Genomic DNA, 23,307 nt, shown 5'->3' with positions numbered 1-23,307 from the left:
GGTGTCGACCTGCCGCGTGTCTCGCAGGACCAGTCGACGTCCGGTACGCCGGTCTCGCTGTCCAACATCCAGGTCGGAGACATCCTGTACTGGGGCCGCCGGGCGGGCCGCCTCCCGGCCCGGGGACCAGGGGCCGCGGGGAGGACAGCCGGGGCCCGGAACCGGGCCCTGGAACGGGGGGTTCTGGGGCGGGGTCCGGGCCGCGGGGGCGGGTGTCAGTCCACGGTGGCGGTCGGGGCGGGGGCCGGGCGGGGGGCCGGGGCCCAGCGGGTGCCGTAGGCGACCTGGCCCTTCTCCGCGGCGGCGAAGGCCTTCGTGTTCCAGTTCTTGCGCATGAACGCCTCGCGCGCCCGGATCAGCAGCGGGTTCTGCACCGCGCCCATCCGTCCGATCCGCCAGGCGATGCGCTGCAGCGGCGCGGTACGGGCGCGGCGTTCGCGCTCGTAGCGGCGCAGCGCGGCGACGGGGTCGCCGGCGTGCTCCAGGTGCTCGGCGAGGACCAGGGCGTCCTCCAGTGCCTGGCAGGCGCCCTGGCCGATGTTGAAGGTGATGGGGTGCGCGGCGTCACCGAGCAGGGTGACGCGGCCCTGGCCCCACCGGCGTTCGGGGCTGCGGCCCTCGACGTCGCCGCGGATGATGCCCTCCTCGGGGGTGGCGGCGAGGATGTCGGCCACCGGGCCGCCCCAGCCGCGGTGGCGGCGCAGCAGCATCTCCCGTACGCCGGGCGCGTCGCGTCCGCCCGCGGGCCCGTTGGCCACGCTCATCCAGTGGACCAGGCCGGGTGCGACGTCGTAGTAGGTGAAGCGGGTGCCGGGCCCGAACATCGCGTTGAAGGTGCCCGGCGGGATGTCCGGGTGCTGCAGGGGGGAGCGGCCGCGCCAGGCGATGTAGCCGCTGTAGCGGTTGCGGGCGGGGCCGAAGAGGGCGTCGCGGACCGTGCCGTGGATGCCGTCGGCGCCGATCAGCAGGTCGCCCCGTTCGCTGCCGCCGTCCGCGAAGCGTACGGTGACCCCGTCCTCGTCCTGTTCGAAGCCGGTCACGTGGGCCCCGGTGCGCACCGGGGAGCCGTGCAGGGCCTCGCGCAGCACGCCGTGCAGGACGGAGCGCTCGACGGCGATGGTGGGCGCGCCGTAGCGCTCGACGAAGTCGCCGACCGGCCAGGCGCCCAGCACCTCGCCGCGGTGGGTGCTGAAGTGCGCGACCTGCTGGGCCGGGGCCGTCTCGAGGACCTGTCCGGCCACGCCCAGGCAGTCCAGCGCGAGTACGCCGTTGGTCCAGATGTGCAGGCCCGCGCCGCCGTCGCGCAGCTCGCCGGCCCGTTCGAAGACGACGGGCTCAAGGCCGGCGCGCTGGAGCGCGAGGGCCGCGGCCAGGCCGCCGATCCCTCCGCCGGCGATGAGTATGCGACGGGCACGTCCAAGGGCCATGGGTCTGTCTCCTCGTGGCTGTCCGGGCGGATGTCCCCGCGGGGAGGGGACGGCGCTCCGCTGCGGCCCGGGGTGCTCCCTCGTCGTTCTTGCGGAATCCCCTGCGGACCACTGGAGTTGTCAACGCTAGCATTCGAAGCACTGAACTTGATAGTGTCGGCAGTACATCTAGCGTTGATAAATGCAGGCGTTGACACATCCACGTGGCGGCAGGCCATGTGGCAACCGGCAGACGGACAAGGGTGGTTGTGATGGAAACCCTCGTACAGACCCTGGCCGTGGTGGCCACGATGGCCAACGCGGTGGTCTACGGCACCGATGTCTTCTCCGCGATCGTGCAGCGGCCGGCCCTCGCGCACGTCGACGACGCGGTGCTGACCAGCACGATGGGGCAGATCCACCGTTTCGGGGACCGCCGGATGCCCGTCCCGGGCGTCTTCGGCCTGCTCGCCACGGTGGCCACGGCCGTCGCGGCCGGGTTCGGCGGCCACGTGACGGCGGCCGTCGCGGCCGCCGTCGCGGCGGCGGCCCTGGTGGTGTGGCTGGCCGTCTACAACAAGGTGAGCGCGCCGGTGAACAAGGAGCTGACCGACGCGGCCCTCGACTGCCGCACCGCGCCCGACGCGCGGGGCCTGCAGCGCACCTGGGACAGCGTCATCAACGCCCGGGTCGTGCTGCAGGCGGTGGCGCTGGGCGCGATGTGCGTGGCACTCGTGGCGTCCTGACACCGCAAAAGGCGGACGCCGCAAAGGACGGGAAGGGGGTGGGGAAGGGAACCCGCGGGTCTCCTGCCCCACCCCCTTCCCGTCCGGCGCCGGCCCCTACTGCAGGGCGATGCTGCCCAGGACGGACGCCTCGGTGTCCTCGTCCAGGCCGTCGGTGATCTCACTGCCGAATGCGGGGCTGAGCTCCGGCTCGTTTCCTGCGGGATTCTTCTTCTTGCTGACCACGGTGGTGTCCCTTCGGGCGTGAGCGGCCGATACCGTACCGAGATTCACGAAGGGCCGCACCGCGCGTCAAGGCGCATTGCGCCGCGTCCACCGGAATGCGAGGCGCCCTCGAGAAATCCGGCAAAAGAAATACGCATTCCGCACCGCGCTCCCCCGCGGCCGGCGGGAATCAGTACGCCGCCCGCCCCGCCCGGATTCCGCCCCGCTCCCCACTCCCCCGCTTCTCCCGCCTCTCTCCCGCCTCTCCCGCCTCTCCCCTTTTCCTGCCGCGGCGGTCTGTCCGGGCGGGGCGGGCGGCGCTCACGCCGGTTCGGCCGGGGCGGGCCGGGACTGGGCGAGGGCGTCCGCGAGAGTCCGCCAGATCTCCGCCGCGAGGTCGATGTTGGCGTCCGCCTGGGCCTGCTGCGCCAGGGTGCGCAGCCCGTCCACACCGGAGGCGTCACCGCCCAGGATCAGCAGCTGCTGGCGCAGGATCTCCAGCCGCACCCGGTCGCGGTAGGTCATCCTCGGCTCGTCCCCGGCCAGGTCGCCCAGCAGGGCGCGGGCATCGTCGTAGCGGCCGGTGGCGAACGCCAGATCGGCCTTCAGCGCGGTCAGGTCCTGGCGCAGGGCGGGCGTGCCGACGAAGGCGAGAGCGGCCTCGGCCTGAGCGGCACAGGCCTCGGCCCGCGCGGGGTCGGGGGGCAGGGTCTGCAGGTGCAGCCGTCCCGCGGCCAGCCGCAGCCTGAGCCACAGCACCAGGTCCTCCTGGCTGCCGAAACGCTCCAGGGCCGCCTCCAGGCAGGCCTGCGCCCCGGTGTGATCGCCCTGGCGCACCCGGACGGCGGCGGCCGTCCACATCGCCTCGGCCCACAGCGCGTCGGTGCGGCCGTCGACCAGCGCGGCCAGTTCGTCGGCGTGCACCCGCGCCTCCGGCACCTGCCCGGCCTCCGCCTGCACCGACACCAGCGCCAGCAGCGCGGCGGCCCGGTCCTCCACGCCCAGCTCCTCGCCCAGGGCGAGCCGGTGGGCGGCGACGGCCGCGTCCAGGGCGGGGGTGATCTCACCGAGCGAGCGCAGGCAGCGGGCCAGCCGGGTCAGGCCGCGCACCCGCAGCTCGGCCGATCCCACCTCGTCGCCGAGCGCGACCAGCCGGTCGAGGTCGGCGCGCTCGGCGGCGTGGTCGCCCTGCAGCCGGGCGGCCCGGGCCAGCAGCCACAGCGCCTGCCAGCGCAGCACCGCGCTCTCGTGGCCCTCGGCGGCCAGCGCCGCGCGCAGCGCCCCGATGGCGTCCGCGGAACCGGTGGAGGACGCCAGCGTCAGCGCGTGCGCCAGGGAACCGGTGACCGGCTCCTCGAAGTCGGCGACGTCCAGGCCCAGCCGGCCCGCCAGATAGCCCACGGCCCGGTCGGTGGGCTGGCGCGCCCCCGATTCCAGGCGGGAGAGATAGCCGGTGGACATGCCCTCGCCGGCCAGCGCCGTCTGCGACAGCCCCTGGGCCGTCCGGAGCTTTTTCAGGCGGTGTCCGAACGCGGGCTGTCGCAGCATGACCGAATCCCCTGGGGTGAGCGGGCAAGAAAGTTTCGCCGGGAGCCGCCCCGAGCGTAGGGCGCCGGGCAACACGCGGGCAAACCTTTGCCAGGCTCCCGCCGGGAATCTCGTGCCGCTCTCACGCGCCTCTCACGCGCCTCTCGTGGACTCCTCCAGCGTTCCTCCAGCGCGGCGGGGCACGCTCGGCAGGACCCGGCCGGCGCACCCGGCCGGGTGCGGAGCCCCTCCGCAGGTCAACGCCCGGGAGTCGACGATGAGGCCATCGGTGTGCGCACCACCCCGGGCGGCGTGGACGGCCGCCGCCCGGCACGGCAGCGGCCCCTCCCCGGCGGCGGACACCGGCCGCCCCGCCCCTCCCGCGCCGGACGCGCCGTCCGACGAGGACATCGGCTGGCCCAAACGATGCGTCCCGCCCGGACCGTAACCCCCGTAGCCCCGTGCCCCTTTGCACCCCTGTGCCCCGTGCCCGTACCCCCGCCGCCGGGCCGGCCGGGGCCCGGCGGCGGGTGCGGGTGCGAGTGCGGGTGCGGGTGCGGGTGCGGGTGCGACGGGCAGGACAGCGGCGTGACGGCGCGGCATGCGCCTGCAGCTGCACTTGCGTCTGCGCCGCGATTCCTGCCGTACCGGGGCCCGGGGTGCACCCCGCCCGGCCGCGGGCCCCGCGGGGTGCGCGGGGCCAAAGGCGGGCGTGTGCGGGAGACTGCCGCCGCCGCTGCTGTGGGCGGGGCGGTCAGCCGGAGGGGGCGTCGGCCACGGAGGCGGCCGGGCGCAGGGGGGCGGCCGGGGGGCGCAGGCCGGATTCGAAGGCGTAGATCGCGGCGTGGACGCGGTTGCGCAGCCGCAGCTTGTGCAGCAGGTTCTGCACGTGGGTCTTCACGGTGTGCTCGGAGAGGGTCAGCGCCTGGGCTATCTCGCCGTTGGACAGGCCGCGGGCCAGCAGGTCCAGGACCTGGCACTCGCGGTCGGTGAGCCGGTCGGGGCTGACGGGCGAGATGGGCGCCAGGGGCCCGGCGGCCGGCCGGCGCCCGGGCCAGGGCGGGGTGGGGCCGTGCACCAGGGTGTATCCGGCGGCGGCCAGGACGACCGCGGAGGCCAACTGCCCGGCGGTGGCGGTGGCCGGCAGGTGGCCGCCGGCCGCCCGGCCGGCGGCGTCGGCACAACCCGGGCCGCCGAGGGTCAGCAGCGGCAGGTCCCCGCCGCCGAAGGCCGGCGCGGCGGGCTGTCCGCCGCCGGGCGCGCCGTGGGCGACCAGGACGTGCGGGGGCCGGGCGGCCAGCGCGCGCAGCAGCGGCGGTCCCGGTTCGCTCTCGCCGGTGACGCGGATGTCGGGGTGGCCCTCGAGGAGGGCGGTGATGCCGCGGCGGGCGAGCGGGTCCTCGCCGATCACGTGCACGCGCACGGCGGCCTGCGCGCCCGGACGGGGGGCCGGGGCCGGGCCGGCCGCCTCGCCGGGGGCGGGGGCCGGTGCGGGGAGCACGCGGAGTATGGCGTGCCGCTCGTCCATGGCGGTCTCCTCCCTGTCTCCCGGGATGTCCCGCCGGTCCTTGGATGTTCCGCCGGTCCTTGGATGTCCCGCCAGTCCTGGGATGTCCCGCCGGGTCCTGGGATGTCCCGCCCTGTTCACCGTAGGCGGCGGCCGCGGCCGTGTCCGGTGCGCTCCAGCGGGCCACGACCCGTCCGCTACCCCCTCTCACCCCGTCTCACCCCGCGCCGGGGTGAGGGCCAGGCCCTCCACGGCGGCCCGGGCGTGCAGCCGGCGGCGCAGCTCACGGCCGGCGAGCAACGGCGTCGGGGGCTGAACGCCGGGGCATCCCCGCAGGGATCAAGGGGTCAGGCGGAAACGGACCGGGGCGCATCCACCAGGTGCAGTCCGCCGTCCGCGTCGAGATAGCCCGCATCGCCGGTGGACAGCCAGCCGTCCGCGTCCTGCAGCACCCCGGCCGGGCCGGCCGACAAGCCGGGGCTCAGCTGCGGTCCGCGGATCTGCACCTGGCCGGTCGACCACACCGGCGCGGGCCGCGCGCCGCCCGGCAGCACGACCCGGCACTCGGTGCCCGGCAGCGGCACCCCGACCGCGCCGAGACCGGGCCGCGAGCCGGGCGGCTGGTGGTGGGAGAGAGCACACACCTCGGTGAGGCCGTAGCCCTGCAGGACCGGCACGCGCAGCGCGTCACGCAGCCGGCGGGCGCGGCCGGGCTCCAGCGCGCCGCCGCTGACGTGCAGGGCGCTCAGCCGGTGCCCGCCCGTCCGGGCGGCGGCCCCGCCCAGCCGGGTGTCGCCGGCGAGGCGGTGCAGCCGGGCGGGCGGGGCGTAGAAGTGGGTGGCCCCCGCCCGCACGGCTGCTTCCAGCGCCCCGAAGGGATCCGGGTTCGGGCACAGCACCTGCCGGGCCCCGGCGTGCACGGCCGAGTTGAGGTGCGCGGCGTGGTAGTGCGGCAGGTGGTTGAGGACCACGGAGGAGGGGCCCAGCCGGTGGGCCAGGGCGGTCTGGGCGGCGCCCGCGAGAAGGTTGCGGTGCGTCAGCCGCACCCCGTTCAGCCGTCCCGCACCGTCCGGGGCGAACTGCAGGCACGCCACCGCGTCCACGCCCGGCGCCGGTGTCCGCGCGGACCGGCCGGCCGGCACCGACGCCAGCGCCCGCGCCAGCGGCACACCCCCGCCCGCACCCGCCGGCGTGTCTGCTGCCGCGTCCGCCGGGGTGTCCGTGAGGACGACGGTGTGCAGCAGGGGCAGCCGGTCACCGAGACCGGCGAGCAGCCCGGCCAGCGCGGCGGGTACGAAGGCGATCTCGGCCCCGGCCGCCGAGCACACCTCGTACAGGGCGGCCGGCCCCGTCAGCGGGTCGAGCAGGGCGAGCGGGTGGCCGCTGCGGACGGTGCCGTAGTACACGGCGGGGAAGACCGCATCGAGGGTGGCGGCCGCGGCGACGACGGCGCCGGCCCGGCCCGCGGCGCGCCGCACGTAGTGGGCGACACGGTCCGCCTCCCGGTCCAGGACCGCGAACGACACCCCGGCCCCGGCCCCGGCCACGGTGACGGCCGGGGCGTCCGCGTCACGGGCCGCGGCCCGCCGCAGCAGGTCGTCCAGCGGGCTCTCCAGATACCTGAGGATGGACACGGCACGACCTCCCGGCGGCAGACGGCAAAAACAGCGGATGTCCGGATGCCCCACGGTCGGCGCCCGGGCTCGAGACCCCTTCGAAACCCGCTGGAGATGAGCGCGCCCCGCACCCTCGCACCGGCCTCAGCCCGTACAGGCAGTACGGGCAGTACGGGCAGTACGGGCAGTACTGGCGGTACGGGCGGTACGGGCGGTACGGGCGGTACGGGCGGGGGCGGGCGGGGGCGGGTCCGGGCTGCTGTCCGCCGGGGCGCAGCACCCGGACGGCTTCCGGGACGGACTTGCGTGGGCCGGTCCAGTGCCGGGCCTGGGCGTAGGTGAGGATGCCGACGGATCCGGAGGCCAGCGGCAGGCTGTTGCCGTCCCCGGCACGAGAGGGACGTCAGGCAGCCGCAGGCGGAACTGCGCGGCCATCGCGGGGCCGGGCTCGACCGCGATGACGCGCGCGCCGCGGGCGTGCAAAAGAGCGGTCGCCGGCCCGGTGCCGGCACCGACGCCCGCGACCCGGGCGCCCTTTGAGGGACGGTTGGCGAGTTCCTCGACCGCAGGGAGCAGGGCGGGCTGACAGGAAGGGCGGTTCGCGGCATAGCCGACAGCGGCCCGGTCGCGTGGCGTGTGTGGCGTGTGGCGCCTCATGTTTTATGCGGGGCGTGCCGAGGGGTGTCCGCCCACCGGGCGGGGCAGCGGGAAACTGCGCAGTGCCGCGCGGCTCCAGGGGAAGCCGTAGCCGAGGTGCACGACCGGGTCCTGCGCCTCGTCGGCGGGCACGGCGACGGCGACCAGCACGCCCGGCACCGGCTCCAGTTCGACGAACCGCCACGGGCGGGCCGTGTCGTCGTCCGGCGGGGTGAAGGCCCGTACGCCGCGTTCGTCGTCCAGCGTGAAGACGAACGCGTCGAAGGGCAGCCCGAGACCGAGGCCGCGGGCCTTGGAGTAGGCCTCCTTGAGGGTCCACACGCGCAGCGCGCGCCGGTCCCGGGCCGGCCCGGCGGCGGCCTGTGCGACCCATTCCCGCTCCGGGGCGGCGAAGGTCCGCACGATGGTGGTGATGGCCCGCTCGTCCCGGTCCTCCAGCCGTTCCACGTCCACACCGATGCGGTGCCGGCGCACGATGCCCAGCAGGCTGTAGCCGCCCGCGTGGGAGAGGTTGAAGTCCAGCTGGGACCCGCCGCGCGGCCCTTCCGCGGCGGCGGGCCGCAAGAAGGGCCGTCCCCGCGCGGAACGCCAGATGACCAGCTCCGCCTCGGCCAGGCCCGCCTCCAGCGCCAGCGCGCGCCGCACCAGTGTGTGGGCCAGGAGGTACTGGCGCCGGTCGCGTTCGAACAGGAAGCGGCTCGCGGTCTTCTGCTCCTGCGCGTCCAGCCAGTGCGTGGCGAGCAGGAGCGCGACCTCCGGCGGCAGGCCGTCGTTGGGACACAGCCACAGCTTGACCGGCTCCCCGCCCCCCGCCACCACACCAGGAGCAGGAGCAGGAGCGGGGATGGGCCCGGGTTCGGGGGCGGGGATGAGGGTGGGGGTGGCCGGGGGTGCGGGGCGGGCGGTCACTGCGGTGCTCCGTCCGTGCCGGGGCCCAGCTCCAGCGGGCGGGGCCGCAGCACGGTGGCGGGCAGCTCGACGGCGGCCGGGCCGGGATGCGCGGGCAGTACGGCGCAGACGTCGACCCCGGCCAGCCACAGCCGTGTCAGCTGCTCCAGGCGGCCGCCCTGCCACAGGGCGGCCACATAGGCGCGGGTCTCCTCGAGTCCCTCGATCAGCGGCGGGCCCGCGGCGGTGCGCAGATCGGCGCTGCGCACACCCGCCGGGCCCCTGCCCGGGCCGGGGTGCGCGGCGAAGCCGGCCAGCGCGTCGGCCAGTTCGGCGACCGTGCGGACGGTCACCGCCAGACGGCAGCGCAACACCGCCCGCCCCAGGCGCAGTTCGTGCGCGACCGCGGCGAGATCCGGGCCCGCCGGGCCGCCGTCCCGGCCGTCGCCGTCGGACAGGCGGGCCGCGAGCCGGCCGGCGGTGGCCGCCAGGTGCACGGGCGTCGCGGCGGACAGCAGCACCAGTTCCGCGGGACGCGTGCCCGGCGGGCCCGTGCGGGCCGGGGCGCGGGGGACGGCAGGCGCCTCCTCCACGACCAGCACCGCACCCACACCCTCCCCACCGTCCGCGCCGTCCGCGCCGTCCGTGCCGTCCGTGCCGTCCGTGCCGTCCGCAGCGTCTGCCGCGTCCACGCCGTCCACGCCGTCCACGCCGTCCACGCCGTCCACAGCGTCTGCCGCGTCCACTGTGTCTGCGGGGCCTACGGCGTCCGCGGCGTCCGCGGCGTCCGCAGAGCCTGCGGGGGCTGCAGGAGCTGCAGAGCCTGCGGGTCCGGGCACGCTGACCAGCGCCCTGCGGGGCAGCACGGTGCCGTCGTCGCGGCGGGCCGGCTCCCAGGCGGCGGGCGCGGGGCGGTCCGGGCCGGCCAGCAGCACGGCGTGGCGCAGCTGTCCCACGGCGCGGACCAGGGCCGCCGCCCCGGTCACCGCCCCGGCATCGCCCACCAGCGCCGCCACCGTCCGGGGACTCTCCTCCAGAGCGACCCCCAGGGCCTTCAGGCCGGCGTCCGGGACCTGCGGGCCGGCGCCCGACGCCTCCCGCTGCGGGCCGGCGTCCGGGTGCTGCGGGCCCGTGCCCGGGGGCCGCAGGCCGGCCGCTGCCAGCGCGCGGCCGACCAGCCGGCCGTGCTGCGGGCCGGGGGCGGCGCGGCCCGGGTGGCCGACCGCGCTGGAGCGGATCACGGCGTGCACGCGGTCGCCGTCGGCACGGGCCGCGGCCAGCGGCTTGAGGAGCACGGCCGCCACCCCCTCACCGCCGCCGGGCCGCTGGCACGCCGGATGCAGGCGCAGCTCGACCGCGCCGACCAGCGCCGCGGCGCACTCGCCCGCGCGCAGCGCACCGAGCGCAAGGTGCAGCGCGGTCAGGAAGGAGGAGTCACCGCTGTCCACGCTCAGACTGGGCCCGCGCAGATCGAGCAGCCGCGACAGCCGCGCGGCCGGCCCGGGCCGGGAAGCCGGAGGGGCGGTGTGCCGGTGCCCGGTGCCCGGCAGCGCACCGCCGGCCGGGCCGAGAGCGGCGTACACACCCACGCTGCGCGCCGTGCCGTCGGGGGCGGTGAGCCGCTCCAGACGCGCTCCGGCGTATCCGGCGCTCTCCAGTGTCTGCCACGCGCTCTGCGCCAGCAGCCGCTCCCGCAGGTCCAGACCCGCCGCCTGCCGGGCATCGAGCCCGAACAGGTCCGGGTCGAACTCCTCCACACCGTCCAGGAAATGCCCCCGCCAGCCCGCACACGCCGACCGCCGCCCGCCCGGGAGCGCGGCCTCGGCGATCCGCCCCTGCAGCCCGTTGCGCCAGAACGTCTCCAGATCCCCCGCCTGCGGGAAACGGCCCTGGATCCCCACGACCGCACACGGCATGCCAGCCCCCGCCCCGGCACCGTCGCCGGCACCGGGAACAGTGCCGGGGCCGGGGCCGGGCAGCGGCTCACGCTCCGCCGTCACCGGCAGGGCCACCACCGGCGGGGCCACCACCGGCGAAGTGCCGGCCAGCAGGGCCACGGCGTGCTCACGCCGCAGGGTGCCGCCCTTGAACCGCGTCAGGATCTCCCGGGTGTCCATCCGTGCGCCCTTCGTCTCGGACGGTCCGTCAGGCGGAGCGGGCCGCCAGCAGGGCAGCCGCCTCGTCGATGCTGAGCACCTCGTCACGTACCGCGTCGAGCAGCGCGTTCAGGTCGACCCCCGCCGCCGGCAGACCCTGGGCGACGCCCGGCGCCGGGTGCGCCGGGGACGGCCCCGCCTGCCCTGCCGGGACGGCAGAAGCCGTGCCGGGGCGGCCGGACGCGGGCATGCGGTGCGCGCTGTGCGCCGCCCGCGCGCTGACGTACGCCGCCATGGCCCTGAGGTCGGGCTGGTCGTAGAGCAGGTCGGGCTGCTCGCTGAGGCCGTAGGTGCGGTTGATGCCGGCCAGGAACTCCGCGGCCAGGATCGAGTCCAGCCCCAGCGCCGCGAACGGCGCGCTCACATCGATGTCCCCCGGCCCGCAGTGCAGGATCCCGGCGAGCTGCCCCCGCAGCGTGCCCGTGACAGCCTCCGCATCCGCATCCGCGGCCACATCTGCCTCTGCGGCTGCATCTGGGGCTGTGGTCGTGTCTGTGGCGGGGCGGGGGGTGCCGAGTTCGGCCGCGACGTGCCGGGCCAGTGCCTGTGGCGTCGGGTGCTCATACAGTGCGGTGGCCGCGATCCGGGTGCCGTAGCGGGCGTTGAGCGCCGCGACGAACTCGACCGACAGCATCGAGTCCAGGCCCAGCAGCCGGAAGGGCTCCTGCGCGTCGAGGGCCTGCGGCTCGATGCGCATCATGCCCGCCAGCACCGCGGTGAGCTCGGCGAGCACGTCGGCCGCGGGCGTCGGCGAGACCGCGGGCGGCTGAGGGACGGATGTCATGGTGGGCGTCTCCAAGGGTCGTATCCCGGGTGGCCGTTGTGGCATTGTGGGCGCCGCCGGCACCCCGCCACATCCCCGGCCGTGGTGATCCCCGCCGGCGGTGACTGGCTCCCGGGAACCAGCCGCCGCCGTGGCCCTCCGCCCAAAGAATGAGCCGCCCCGCCGCCGGCGCCGTCACCGCATCCGTTACTTCGAGTCTCAGCGACTCTCGGTATTCCGGGTGTTTCCGCCCGGAAGGTTCGTGACGGTGTCACCAGAGCGCGAGTTGCTCGCGCCTGGTGTCCTGTCGACGATCTCTCGTTTCCGTCCCCTGGCGGGGAGTTGCGCCGGCTGCCCGCGTGCCCGTCCCCTTGCTGGTTCGGGCGGTGCGGGTCTTCTGCTTGGCTCCACGAGGCTTCGGCACCACCACCAGGGGGCCCGGGTCTCCGGTCACTCCGGTACCCGTTTTACCGTTGGCCGCCGCGAGGGCGGCCAGGTCGTGGCCCGCGTTCGCGTCCCGGTCCAGGACGAGTCCGCAGGCTTCGCACTCGAAGACGCGCACGCCGAGGGGCAGTTTGGCTTTCACCACACCGCAGCGGGAGCAGGTCTTCGAGGAGGGCATCCAGCGGTCGGCGACGATCAGACGTCCACCGTGGCGCTGGGTCTTGTAGGTGAGCTGGCGCCGCAGTTCCCCGAACGCCGCGTCGGAGATACCGCGGGACAGACGCCGGTTGCGGACCATGCCTTTCCCGTTGAGGTCCTCGACCACGACGGTGCCGTACTCGGCGGGGATACGCGCCGTGGCCTGGTGGAGATGGTTCTCCCGCAGGTTCGCCACCCGGTGGTGCACCCGGTTACGGACCGCTTTGGCTTTCTCCCGGCGACGGGACGGGACCTGTCCGGTGCGCCGGTTGGGGCCGCGTCGGCGGGAGACGGTCCGGGAGGCCTTCCGGAGCTGCGTGAGTGCCTGGTCGTAGTGCTTGGGGTTCGCGACCTCGCGGACCTCGCCGGCCGAGTCCGCCATGACGAGGAGAGTCTTGACGCCGAGGTCGATCCCGACTGCCGTGCCGGGGCGGCCGGCAGGGGCGATGGTGGGCGGTCCTCGGTCTGCAGGACCGCGAACCAGCGGCCCCGCTCGAACCGCACCGTCACCGACAGAATCCGCGTCCCGCCTTCGGCGATCGCGTCCACGAGGGGCTGGACGTCCTCATGGAGGCGGATCCGGCCGAGGCGGGGCAGGACGATATGCCGCCGGTCATCGAGGCGGATGGTGCCGGTGGTGAACTTGCACGCCGGACGAGCCTTCCGCCTCGGCTTGAAACGGGGTCTGCCCATCCGGGCGCCCTTGCGCTCGCCGCGCCGGGACTTGGCGTAGTTGTCGAACGCGGCGGCAGCGTTCGCGAGGCCGGTGTTGTAGGCCTCCTTCGAGTTCTGCGCCCACCGCTCCCGCAGGAACGGGTCGTTGTGTTTGACCTCGTTGAACGCCTTCCGCAACGACGGCAGCGACCACGACCGCCACGCAACGCGCTCTGCCTCGGGGACGCCGTAGGTCTCCTCCGCTGCGCGCTGCGACCAACTCGCCAGCACATGCCGCACCGCCCAGTTGTGGGCGACCCGAGCCGCCCCGCAATGCGAAGCCAGAGCCTGCAGGGCGGACGCGTTGGGGTCGAGGGCGAGCCTGTGGCCCACGATGTGGAAGCCGGGCCGCGCCTCGAGCCCCCGGCGCTTCTTCTTCCCGCTCCCGGCAGTCTCCGCCCCGCTCACCCGGTCGTCTCCGCCGCCGGGACGATGGCCTCGGCGACAGCGCGTGCGGCCCGGTTCTTCGCCGCTCGCTGCCCATACAGCCGGGCACACATCGAGGTGAGTACTTCGGTGATGTCCCGGACCAGGTCGCCGGTCGTCTCCTGCGGATCGAGCACCACCAGGCGCCGGCCGGAAGCCGACCGTGCCGATTCCAGCTGCTCGACACCGAAACGGGCCAGCCGGTCGCGATGCTCCACGACGATGACGGCAACGGCCGGGTCCGACAGGACACGGTGCAGCTTGCGCCGATTCCCGTTCAGTCCCGACCCGACCTCGGTCACAACCTCGGCAACGGCGAGCCCCAGCCCGCCTGCTCCCTGGACGACACGGGAGACCTGCCGGTCAAGATCCGCCTTCTGGTCGCCGGACGAAACACGGCAGTACGCCACCGTCCGCCCAACGACCTCGGGAGCGGACTCTTCGACCAGCCACATACCGGACGGCGTCTGCACGGCAGGGACCGGCATACACCCCTCCTTCGCCCAGGCCCACACGGTCTGGTGGTGCACGCCGTTGCGCGCCGCCCACTCGGAAAGCTTCACGCAATCAAGAAAAAAGCTGCCCTGCCGCACTGCCTTGCCGTGCCGGCCCGCGCGGGTCCGCGCCGTGTCAGCGGACCCGCGCGGGTGCGGGCGGGCCGGCGCCGTCGGCCGGGGCGGGCGCCGGTGCCGCCTCCGGCGCCGCGGTCTGGATCGAGTGCTGCAGCCGCCGCAGCCGCGGCGAGGGCTCCAGACCCAGGTCCGCATCGAGGGTGGCGCGCAGCTGGTGGTAGACGCTGAGCGACTCGCTGCGCCGCCCCGAGCGGTGCAGGGCCAGCATGAACTGCGCGTGCAGGTTCTCGTGGGTGCGGTAACGGCTGGTCAGCACGGTCAGTTCGGGCAGCAGTTCGCGGTGGCGGCCCAGCCGCAGATCGGCCTCGATGCGCTGGTCCAGCGCGCACAGCCGGCTCTCCTCCAGCCGCCGGGCCTCCATCGCCAGCTGCGCCCCGGCCTGGACGTCGGCGAACGCGGTCCCGGTCCACAGCGCCAGCGCCCGGCCCAGGGTGCGGGCCGCCTCGGCGAAGGCGCCCTGGTCCATGGCCCGGTAGCCCTCCCCCGCGAGCCGCTCGAAGGCGCGCACGTCACTGCCGCCGCCGCCGGAGGCGAGCAGATAGCCGCCCGGCAGGGTCATCAGGACGTCCTTGGCGGCGGCCCGGTCGTCCCCCAGCGCCTGCGCGATGAGCTCGCGCAGCTGCAGCACGTACGTCTGCAGCGTGGTGCGGGCGCTGCGCGGCGGGGCCGCGCCCCACAGCTCCTCGATGAGGGCCGCGACCGGCACCACCTGGTCGGCGTGGAGCGCCAGCAGAGCCAGGACCTGCCGCGGTTTCGGCGCGGTCGGGGTGATGGACACCCCGTTCTCCCGCACCGCCAGTGCGCCCAGTACGTCGATGTCCACGCCGTCTCCCCTGGTCGGTGTGCCGTGCCGCACCCACGATTACAAAACAGCACGTCCGGTCTGTCAATACTAGACCGTGCGTGCTGTTTCTATCGGGTGACGGACCGGCAGCAGGCCAGCGACAGACGGGTAACAGGCCGCCGGAGGGCCGGAATTCCCCGGTCCGCACCCTCCGGGAAGGGGCCGGGCCCCGGCCCTGCCCGCCGCGGCCGGCGGCCCGCAAAGCAGACCGCCCGGTCTGCTCCCGGGACAGGACAGGGGCAGCGAGGGGCAGGACGAGGCGGGGAAAGGGGCGGGGAAAGGGGCGGGGCGGGGGTTACTGCGGGGGGTTGCCGTGTTTGCGGGAGGGCAGGTCGGCGTGTTTGGCGTGCAGCATGGCCAGGGAGCGGATGAGGACCTCGCGGGTGGCGGCGGGGTCGATGACGTCGTCGACCAGGCCGCGTTCGGCGGCGTAGTAGGGGTGCATGAGTTCGGACTTGTACTCCTTGACCATGCGGGCGCGCATGGCCTCGGGGTCGGCGGCCTCGGCGATCTGCCGGCGGAAGATGACGCCTGCCGCACCTTCCGCGCCCATCACGGCGATCTCGTTGGTGGGCCAGGCGTAGGTGAGGTCGGCCCCGATGGACTGGGAGTCCATGACGATGTAGGCGCCGCCGTAGGCCTTGCGCAGGATGAGCGAGATCCGCGGCACGGTCGCGTTGCAGTACGCGTACAGCAGCTTCGCGCCGCGCCGGATGATCCCGCCGTGCTCCTGGTCGACCCCGGGCAGGAATCCGGGAACGTCCAGCAGGGTGACGATCGGGATGTTGAAGGCATCGCACATCTGGACAAAGCGCGCAGCTTTTTCGGAGGCCTCGATGTCCAGCACGCCGGCCAGGGCCTGCGGCTGGTTGGCGACGATGCCCACCACCTGGCCGTCCAGACGGGCCAGCGCGCAGATGATGTTGCGGGCCCAGCGCTCGTGGACCTCCAGGCAGTCGCCGTCGTCGACGATCTCCTCGATGACCTTCGCCATGTCGTAGGGGCGGTTGCCGTCCGCGGGGACCAGGTCCAGGAGGGTCTCGCCGCGCCGCCCGGCCGGGTCGTGGGGGGTGGTGTGCGGGGGGTTCTCGCGGTTGTTCTGCGGGAGCATCGACAGGAGGTAGCGGACCTCGGCGAGGCAGGTCTCCTCGTCGTCGTACGCGAAGTGACAGACACCGGAGGTCTCCGCGTGGACGTCGGCGCCGCCGAGCCCGTTCTGGGTGATCTCCTCACCGGTGACCGCCTTGACGACATCGGGGCCGGTGATGAACATCTGCGAGGTCTCACGGACCATGAACACGAAGTCCGTCAGGGCGGGTGAGTACGCCGCACCGCCCGCGCACGGGCCGAGCATCACCGAGATCTGCGGGATGACGCCGGACGCCTTGGTGTTGCGCTGGAAGATGCCGCCGTACCCGGCGAGCGCGCTCACACCCTCCTGGATGCGGGCGCCCGCGCCGTCGTTGAGGGAGACCAGCGGCGCACCGGCCGCGATGGCCATGTCCATGATCTTGTGGATCTTCGTGGCGTGGGCCTCGCCCAGCGCGCCGCCGAAGATACGGAAGTCGTGCGCGTAGACGAAGACCGTACGGCCCTCCACCGTGCCCCAGCCGGTGACGACACCGTCGGTGTACGGCTTCCTGGCCTCCAGGCCGAACCCGGTCGCCCGGTGCCGGCGCAGCTGCTCGACCTCCTGGAAGGACCCGGGGTCGAGAAGCAGCTCGATGCGCTCCCGGGCGGTCAGCTTGCCCTTGGCGTGCTGCGCCTCGGTCGCCTTCTCGCTGGGTCCTCGCAGCGCCGCCGCACGGATCGCGTGCAGTTCGGCCACGCGCCCGCGTGCGTCCGTGGGTTCGCCTGAGGGTGCGGCCTCATCCAAAACGGTCATGTAGCGACCATACGAAGTCGAACAAGAAAAGCGGGCCGTCGACTCCGTACAGTCTCCGGCCCGTTTTCCTGGTACCCCTGAACAGAACCGCGACGGCATGCAGGCGATCTGACTGCTCAGAGGGCATCTGGCTTGTAGAGGTCACACAAAGCCGCGGGCTGAGAGCCCGCTCACATTCGTGACCGCCCCATGCCATCCCTAGAGTGACACGGAGCCTTGGACGAGACCCGTTCGGCGTACACCGGCCCATCGGCCCGATCTCCGTCCAGGTGTATCAGCCCGCGGTCCGAAACGTGGAACGGGCGACACCGGCGGCCTTGGAGGCGAGGATACGCAGGCCGTCATGACCTCTTCGGCTTCCACAAGACGCCGCGCAGCCATCACCCACGCGCGACCACGGCCGTCACCGCGCAAGAGCGGGGAGTGACCATCAGGAAGCGTGTCGGCGAACCGCGACGTAACGTCGTAAACACATGGCGGATGATGTTGAAACTTGAACGGAATAGGTCTACTGTCTTCCTTGTTGGCCTCGTTGAATCTTCAACAAACTCTCTGCCGCGGCTCTCGGCTCCCGACGAAACCGCGACCCGTCCCCCTAGGAGCACGTCATGGGCATCTTCGGCCGCAAGACCACCGACACCCCCGCCGCCGCGACCACGGCCCCCGCCGCTGTCAGCCCCGAGCTCGCGGCGCTCACCGGCGACTACACGATCGACCCGTCCCACTCGGAGATCGGTTTCGTCGCCCGTCACGCGATGGTGACGAACGTCAAGGGCTACTTCAAGGACTTCGACGGCACCCTGCACCTGGACGGCACGGACCCGTCCAAGTCCACCGCCACGATCGACGTCAAGATGGAGAGCATCGAGACGGGCTCCACGGACCGTGACGGCCACCTGAAGAGCTCCGACTTCTTCAAGATCGACGAGTTCCCGACGATGACCTTCCGCTCCACCAAGGCGGAGGCCCTGGGCGGCGACGACTACCGGATCACCGGCGACCTGTCGATCCTCGGCGTCACCAAGCCGCTCTCCATCGACCTGGAGTTCAACGGCTCCGCGAAGGACCCCTTCGGCAACGAGCGCGTCGGCTTCGAGGGCAAGGCGGAGATCCTGCGCTCCGAGTGGGGCCTCACCTGGAACGCGGCCCTGGAGACCGGTGGCGTCCTCGTCTCCGACAAGATCAAGCTCACCTTCGACATCTCGGCGATCAAGAACGCCTGATCCGTCGGCTCACGCCGGTGCCCTGAGCGCGCCCGCCCTCTGACTCCCCCAGCGGGAGGGCGGGCGCTCGGCATGCCCGCGTACGTCGCTCCGCCGCCGAGTCAATCGGGTGGGTTCGGGTGGGCCAGGCCGAGGTCGTAGGCGAGGATGACCGCCTGGACGCGGTCTCGGGCCCCCACTTTCGCCAGGACCCGGCCGACATGGGTCTTCACGGTGGATTCCGCGACGACCAGACGCTCGGCGATCTCGCTGTTGCTCCAGCCCTGGCCGATGGCGACGAAGATCTCGTACTCCCGCTCGGTGAGAGCGCGCACCCGGGGGTCGTCCGCCGTCCTTGGACCCGGCCCACCCGGCTGACCCGCCTGGCCCGGCGAATCCCGGGGCAGGTGCTTGGCGTAGGCATCGAGGAGGCGGCGGGTCAGTGCGGGGGCGATCACCGCGTCGCCCGCCGCGACCGCGCGGATGCCTGCCAGCAGTTCCTCGGGGTGGGCGTCCTTGAGGAGGAATCCGCTGGCTCCCGCGCGCAGCGCCGCGTGGGCGTATTCGTCCAGGTCGAACGTGGTCAGGATGAGGACACGGGAGCGGTCACCGGAGGCGACCACCCGGCGGGTGGCCTCGATGCCGTCCATGCCGGGCATCCGTACGTCCATGAGGATCACGTCCGGGCGCAGTTCGGCGGCCCTGCGCACGGCGTCGGCGCCGTGGGCCGCCTCGCCTACGACCTCGGTGTCGGGGGTGCTCTCCAGGAGCATCCGGAAGCCGAGACGTTGCAGTGGCTGGTCGTCCACGATGAGCACGGTGGTCACACCGCACCGCCCGTGGCGGCCGGCGGGGTGGCATCGGTCTCGGTCTCGGCCAGCGGAGTGAGGTCGAGGGTGGCCCGCACCGTCCATCCTCCGCCGAGGGCGGGTCCTGCGGTGACGGTCCCGCTGTAGAGGGCTGCGCGTTCTCTCATGCCGGCGAGTCCGTGTCCTTCCTCCTGAGGCGGCCCCGGACGGACGGTACCGTCGCCCCGGCCGGTGTCGTGGACGTCGATGTGCAGTCGCGTGTCCTTGACTCCGACCGCGAGTTCGACGCGGGTGTCGTGGCCCGCGTGCTTGAGGGCGTTGGTGAGTGCTTCCTGCACTATGCGGTACACCGTCAGCTGGACCCCGCGGTCCAGGGTGTCCAGCTCGCCGCCCGTGCGGTACACGACCTGGGGGCCGGCGGCGCGGATCCGGACGCACAGGGCGTCGATGTCCGCGATGCCCGGCTGGGGGCTGAGCTGGGGCGCGGCAGGGGTCTGGGTCTGCTCGCGCAGCACGCCGAGCATGCGGCGCAGTTCGCCCAGCGCCTGACGCCCGGTGTCACCGATGAGCAGCAGGGCCTGCTTGCCGCGTTCCGGTGCGATGTCGGTCGCGTACGCGCCACCGTCGGCGAGCGTGATGATGACGGAGAGGTTGTGCCCGACGATGTCGTGCATCTCGCGGGCCACCCGGGTGCGTTCGGCGGCGGCGGCGAGCTTGCTGCGCTGGTCGCGTTCGATCTCCAGGCGGGTCGCGCGGTCGCGCAGGACGGCAAGCTGGGCGCGCCGGATGCGTACGGCCAGACCGAGCGCGACCGCCGCGGTGATCGTGCTGAACAGGAAGAACAGCGCGTCCAGGACGGACACCGCGGACGGCAGCCGCAGGGCGACAAGGCCGAGGGCGCCCGCGGTGACCGCGCAGGCCACGGGCAGCCGCCGGAGCTGTCCGTGCAGCACCAGGCTGTAGAGGGCGATCAGCAGGGCGACGTCGGCGCGCAGCCAGACTCCCAGCGCCACCTGGAGGAAGAGCACCGCGGCGATCACGGCGAAGGCGAGTGACGGCCTTCGGCGCCGCCACAGCAGCGGCAGGACCAGTCCGGCCTGCAGCGCGACGGTCACCGGCCAGGGCAGGTGGGTGACCTGGGTGTCCAAAGCGCGTCGTCGGCCGTCGCCGTCGTGCACCAGGTCCGGCACGCAGAACATCAGCGCCACGACCACGATCACGCTCGCGTCCAGGACCCATGGATGGTTCCGGTCGCCCTGCTTGAGCCGTCGGCCGAGCTGGGACAGCCCACGGGCCAGGGGGTGGTTCCACGGGAGCTCCGCCTCCGCGAGGGGCAGGTCGGAGGGTGCCACTGGGTGGGCGGTGTCGTCGATGCTCATGGGGGTCACTGGTCCGCGTTCATGGGTGTCACCTGTCCATTGTGTGTCCGGCCGCCTTCCCGTCCGCGTGTCTCTCCGGGTGTCTCTCCAGCAGGCGTGGCGTCAGGCGTCGGTGCGCAGGAGGCGGTAGGCGGCGCCGGCCAGGGCGAGCACGGTCCAGCCGAGGAAGACCAGGAGCCCGGCCGTGGGCGCGAGGGTCGTCGAGTCGTGGGTGAGCGCGAACATCGACTGACCCGCGTTGCTGGGCAGGTACGGGCTGATGTTGTCCTGCCACGAGGTGGGCAGCAGCGAGATCAGGCCGGGAATCAGCATCAGCGAGGCGACCAGGACCGATATACCGCCGGCGACCGAGCGCAGCAGAGCACCCAGGGCGGTGCCGATCACGCCGACCAGGCCGAGGTAGAGGCCCGCGCCCAGCAGGCTGCGCACGACACCGGAGTGGGAGATCGTGAGGGCCGCCGGTGTGCCGGAGACTATCCCGCTGGTGATCATGAACGCGACGAAGACGCCGATGGTGGAGACGACGAGGGCGACCAGGCCGAACACCGACGCCTTGGACCACAGCACCGGCAGGCGACGCGGGACGGCGGCCAGGGTGGAGCGGATCATGCCGGTGGAGTACTCGCCGGCTGTGACCAGCACGCCCAGGACGCCGAGCGCCAGCTGGGCGAAGTTCGTGCCGAACACGGAGAGGCTGAGCGCGGTGGCCGTGGCGTCGTCCGGGCGCAGCCGCTCACCGGAGTTGATCTGGGACTTGTAGTGCGCGGCGGCGATCACGCCGAACGCGACCAGGAACAGCAGGCCCAGACCGAGGGTGATCCACGTGGAGCGCAGCGACCACAGCTTGGCCCACTCCGAACGCAGTACGCGTCGGCCGGTGACCTTGTACTCCGGACGTGCCGTCCGCGCCGGTGCGGGCGCGGAGCTGTCGGTGACGGTGATGGTGCTCATGCCGCCCTCCCGGGGGCCTCGACGGTGGCGGTGGCGTGGTACTCGACGGCGTCACGGGTCAGATCCATGAACGCCTGTTCCAGCGAGACGGTCCGGGAGCTGAGCTCGAAGAGGGGGATGCCGTGTTCGGCGGCCTTGAGACCGATGGCCCGCGCGGACAGGCCCGTCACGTGCAGCTCCTCGGAGCCGACCTCGCCGGTGATCTCGACGCCGGGGCCGGCCAGGACCTCGCGCAGGCGGGACGACTGGTCGGAGGCCACGGTCACGGTGTCACCGCCCGCCTGCTGGACCAGCTCCTGCACGGTGGTGTCGGCGAGCAGGCGACCGCGGCCGACGACGATCAGGTGGTCGGCAACCAGCGCCATCTCGCTCATCAGGTGCGAGGAGACGAAGACCGTACGGCCGTCCGCCGCGAGTCCGGTCAGCAGGTTGCGGATCCACAGCACGCCCTCGGGGTCCAGTCCGTTGACCGGCTCGTCGAGCATGATGGTGGCCGGGTCGCCGAGGAGCGCAGCGGCGATGCCCAGCCGCTGGCCCATGCCGAGGGAGAAGGCGCCCGCGCGCTTCTTGGCCACGGACTGCAGACCGGTCAGCTCGATGACCTCCTCCACCCGGCGGCGCGGAATGCCGTGGGTGTAGGCCTGCGCCATCAGGTGGTCGAACGCGGAGCGGCCCGGGTGGATCGACTTGGCCTCCAGCAGCGCGCCGACCTCCTGGAGCGGCGCGGTGTGCTCGGCGTAGTGCTTGCCGTTGACCGTCACGCTGCCGCCGGACGGCGCGTCGAGTCCGACGATCATGCGCATGGTGGTGGACTTGCCCGCGCCGTTCGGGCCCAGGAAGCCGGTGACCGTGCCGGGCTTGACGACGAAGTCGAGCCGGTCGACCGCCGTCTTCTCCCCGTACCGCTTCGTCAGCTGATGTGCCTCGATCATCGCTCTTCCTCACGCTCGGGGGGCCTGGCCCCGCCAGACTGCTCACTCGCCACGCTAGGGGCCCGCGGACCGGGATCCGTGGTACCCGGGAGCTCAATGAGGTGCGGCCCGTAGTACCGAGGTACCACGGGGCCACGCGTGGGGGATGACGTCACCTCCCGCATACGCCCTGGTGGTTACGGAGGTCGCGGGCCCTCCCCTGCAGTCGCCCGCATGACCGAACTCGCCTGCCTTGCCGCCGTCCGGGAGTCGTACGACAGGGTGGCCGCCGACTACGCCGAACAGGTCAAGACCCCGGCACAGCTGGATCCGCTGTCGCGCGCGATGCTCGTCGCGTTCGCCGAGATGGTGCGGACGGCCGACGCCGGCGCCCTCGCGGACCTGGGATGCGGGCCCGGCCTGGTGACGGCCTACCTCGCCGAGCCGGGGGTGCCCACGTTCGGCCTCGGCCTCGCCAGCGATGGTCGAGCTGGCCCGTCGGGCCAACCCGGGTGTGCGTTTCACCGTCGGGTCGATGACCGAGCTGCCTCTCGAGGACGACGGACTCGGCGGCATCCTCGCCTACTACTCCGTCCACCACACGCCGCCGGAGTTGTTGCCGGTCGTGTTCGCCGAGTTCCGTCGTACGCTCGCGCCCGGCGGCCATCTGATGATCGCCGGCTATGTGGGAGCCGGAGAACGTCTGCGTCCCACGCAGGCGTACGGCGGCCATCCGGTGTCCTACGAGTCCTACCTGCTGCCACCGGAACGGGTGGCCGAGCTGTTGGAGCAGGCCGGGTTCGTCGTCTCCGCGCGGCTGGTGCAGGAGCCCGGCGAAGGAGCCAAGAGGACGGTCGCCACGTTCCTCGCCCGAAAGCCGGAACGGTCATGAGGTCGGATTCCGACAACGTCACGGCACAACGCGCCCAGCCCCTCAGCCAGTGGCCCTTCAGCAGCCGTTGGCCCTTCCGCCGTTAGGCCTTCAGCCGTTCGCGCAGTTCCTCGACATCGGTGACGAACCAGGTCTGTCGCCCCCGGTTGCACTCACGGACGAAGTCCCGCAGCGCCGAACTCGCCTCCGTGTGACGGGAGATGTCTCCGAGGACGACGAGTGCCACTCGGTAGTTGGCGAACTTCTGGACGATGTCACCGGCCACGCGGGTACGCAGCTGAAAGAACGCCTCGTCGAGCCGCTCGGCGGGAATGACCACCCACCGGGCACCCTGGTAGGCGGCGTTGCCGATGAGATCCAGGGCGTCGCCCTCGCCTCCGATGATCTCGCCCTCGGCGGCACACATCATCACGGGCACGTCATGGATCGTCTGCAGGGTGCTCATGAAGATCGAGGCTAGTAGACTGTCGCAGCTAATTCCTGGGATAGAGGTGGCGCAGTTTGATGCGTGCGTCGTGGGTGGTGAACTGCCAGTCCACCTGACGTTGGT

Annotated in this window: 19 protein-coding genes and 3 pseudogenes; 4 read left to right on the top strand and 18 right to left on the bottom strand. The window is 73.3% G+C overall.

Features of this window, described 5'->3' with window-relative positions:
• Positions 1–96: pseudogene (locus tag ABZ656_RS43625) on the top strand (glycoside hydrolase); the annotation flags it as partial.
• Between the two features lie 119 nt (positions 97–215).
• Here ABZ656_RS43625 and ABZ656_RS43620 read toward each other — a convergent pair.
• On the bottom strand, positions 216–1,427 hold the full coding sequence (locus ABZ656_RS43620) for an FAD-dependent monooxygenase (protein ID WP_101403453.1): 1,212 nt from the start codon (positions 1,425–1,427) through the stop codon (positions 216–218).
• Between the two features lie 251 nt (positions 1,428–1,678).
• On the opposite strand from ABZ656_RS43620, the gene ABZ656_RS43615 reads away from it, so the two are divergent.
• Positions 1,679–2,152, top strand: coding sequence for a DUF1772 domain-containing protein (locus ABZ656_RS43615; protein ID WP_101403452.1), 474 nt, complete (start codon positions 1,679–1,681; stop codon positions 2,150–2,152).
• A gap of 96 nt (positions 2,153–2,248) precedes the next feature.
• Here the strand turns inward: ABZ656_RS43615 and ABZ656_RS43610 are convergent, their stop codons facing one another.
• From ABZ656_RS43610 to ABZ656_RS43555, 12 genes and pseudogenes are all read right to left on the bottom strand, one after another.
• Positions 2,249–2,377 carry a hypothetical protein gene (locus ABZ656_RS43610; RefSeq protein WP_360276115.1) on the bottom strand — a complete coding sequence of 43 codons (129 nt, stop codon included), beginning with the start codon at positions 2,375–2,377 and terminating at the stop codon, positions 2,249–2,251.
• Positions 2,378–2,677: 300 nt separating this feature from the next.
• The gene (locus ABZ656_RS43605) at positions 2,678–3,904 is read right to left on the bottom strand and encodes a helix-turn-helix transcriptional regulator (RefSeq protein WP_101403450.1); all 1,227 of its coding nucleotides are present in this window, start codon (positions 3,902–3,904) and stop codon (positions 2,678–2,680) included.
• 733 nt (positions 3,905–4,637) lie between these two features.
• Positions 4,638–5,411 (bottom strand): DNA-binding response regulator, encoded by a 774-nt coding sequence (locus tag ABZ656_RS43600; protein WP_101403449.1) that lies wholly within the window; start codon positions 5,409–5,411, stop codon positions 4,638–4,640.
• A 326-nt stretch (positions 5,412–5,737) separates the two neighbouring features.
• Entirely contained in the window at positions 5,738–7,024 is a 1,287-nt protein-coding gene (locus ABZ656_RS43595; protein ID WP_101403448.1) for an AMP-binding protein, read from the bottom strand.
• Positions 7,025–7,268: 244 nt separating this feature from the next.
• Positions 7,269–7,663: pseudogene (locus ABZ656_RS43590) on the bottom strand (class I SAM-dependent methyltransferase); the annotation flags it as partial.
• A gap of 3 nt (positions 7,664–7,666) precedes the next feature.
• Entirely contained in the window at positions 7,667–8,572 is a 906-nt protein-coding gene (locus tag ABZ656_RS43585) for a 4'-phosphopantetheinyl transferase superfamily protein (protein ID WP_360276110.1), read from the bottom strand.
• The gene (locus ABZ656_RS43580) at positions 8,569–10,668 is read right to left on the bottom strand and encodes a polyketide synthase (RefSeq protein ID WP_360276107.1); all 2,100 of its coding nucleotides are present in this window, start codon (positions 10,666–10,668) and stop codon (positions 8,569–8,571) included. Before ABZ656_RS43580 ends, ABZ656_RS43585 begins: the two co-directional genes overlap by 4 nt.
• 28 nt (positions 10,669–10,696) lie before the next feature.
• Positions 10,697–11,491 (bottom strand): phosphopantetheine-binding protein, encoded by a 795-nt coding sequence (locus ABZ656_RS43575; protein WP_101403446.1) that lies wholly within the window; start codon positions 11,489–11,491, stop codon positions 10,697–10,699.
• Positions 11,492–11,741: 250 nt separating this feature from the next.
• On the bottom strand, positions 11,742–12,494 hold the full coding sequence (locus ABZ656_RS43570; RefSeq protein ID WP_360276103.1) for an RNA-guided endonuclease TnpB family protein: 753 nt from the start codon (positions 12,492–12,494) through the stop codon (positions 11,742–11,744).
• A 736-nt stretch (positions 12,495–13,230) separates the two neighbouring features.
• On the bottom strand, positions 13,231–13,815 hold the full coding sequence (locus ABZ656_RS43565) for an IS607 family transposase (protein WP_360276100.1): 585 nt from the start codon (positions 13,813–13,815) through the stop codon (positions 13,231–13,233).
• A gap of 67 nt (positions 13,816–13,882) precedes the next feature.
• Positions 13,883–14,707, bottom strand: a complete 825-nt coding sequence (locus ABZ656_RS43560) for an AfsR/SARP family transcriptional regulator (protein WP_360276097.1) — start codon at positions 14,705–14,707, stop codon at positions 13,883–13,885.
• A 316-nt stretch (positions 14,708–15,023) separates the two neighbouring features.
• Entirely contained in the window at positions 15,024–16,613 is a 1,590-nt protein-coding gene (locus ABZ656_RS43555; protein WP_360276094.1) for an acyl-CoA carboxylase subunit beta, read from the bottom strand.
• 608 nt (positions 16,614–17,221) lie between these two features.
• Here ABZ656_RS43555 and ABZ656_RS43550 point away from each other — a divergent pair.
• Positions 17,222–17,836 (top strand): YceI family protein, encoded by a 615-nt coding sequence (locus ABZ656_RS43550; RefSeq protein ID WP_101400866.1) that lies wholly within the window; start codon positions 17,222–17,224, stop codon positions 17,834–17,836.
• A 101-nt stretch (positions 17,837–17,937) separates the two neighbouring features.
• On the opposite strand, the gene ABZ656_RS43545 is transcribed toward ABZ656_RS43550, so the two are convergent.
• From ABZ656_RS43545 to ABZ656_RS43530, 4 genes are all read right to left on the bottom strand, one after another.
• A complete protein-coding gene (locus tag ABZ656_RS43545; protein WP_101400865.1) occupies positions 17,938–18,642 on the bottom strand; it encodes a response regulator transcription factor in 705 nt (234 codons plus the stop codon).
• Positions 18,639–20,003: a sensor histidine kinase gene (locus ABZ656_RS43540; protein ID WP_360276089.1), complete on the bottom strand. Its 1,365-nt coding sequence runs from the start codon at positions 20,001–20,003 to the stop codon at positions 18,639–18,641. The genes ABZ656_RS43545 and ABZ656_RS43540 overlap by 4 nt, the downstream gene beginning before the upstream one ends.
• A 102-nt stretch (positions 20,004–20,105) precedes the next feature.
• Positions 20,106–20,954: an ABC transporter permease gene (locus ABZ656_RS43535; RefSeq protein WP_168495869.1), complete on the bottom strand. Its 849-nt coding sequence runs from the start codon at positions 20,952–20,954 to the stop codon at positions 20,106–20,108.
• On the bottom strand, positions 20,951–21,886 hold the full coding sequence (locus ABZ656_RS43530) for an ATP-binding cassette domain-containing protein (protein WP_101400862.1): 936 nt from the start codon (positions 21,884–21,886) through the stop codon (positions 20,951–20,953). The genes ABZ656_RS43535 and ABZ656_RS43530 overlap by 4 nt, the downstream gene beginning before the upstream one ends.
• Before the next feature lie 213 nt (positions 21,887–22,099).
• Between ABZ656_RS43530 and ABZ656_RS43525 the strand changes: the two are divergent.
• A pseudogene (locus ABZ656_RS43525) lies at positions 22,100–22,757 on the top strand (methyltransferase domain-containing protein).
• 82 nt (positions 22,758–22,839) lie between these two features.
• On the opposite strand, the gene ABZ656_RS43520 reads toward ABZ656_RS43525, so the two are convergent.
• Positions 22,840–23,202: a DUF4180 domain-containing protein gene (locus tag ABZ656_RS43520; protein WP_101400861.1), complete on the bottom strand. Its 363-nt coding sequence runs from the start codon at positions 23,200–23,202 to the stop codon at positions 22,840–22,842.
• Between the last annotated feature and the right edge of the window lie 105 nt (positions 23,203–23,307).

It is taken from the genome of Streptomyces sp. NPDC007095, assembly GCF_040634475.1.
In the GTDB taxonomy this organism is placed as follows: domain Bacteria; phylum Actinomycetota; class Actinomycetes; order Streptomycetales; family Streptomycetaceae; genus Streptomyces.
Note: the sequence above shows the minus strand (reverse complement) of the source record. Positions and strands in the feature narration are given on the sequence as shown.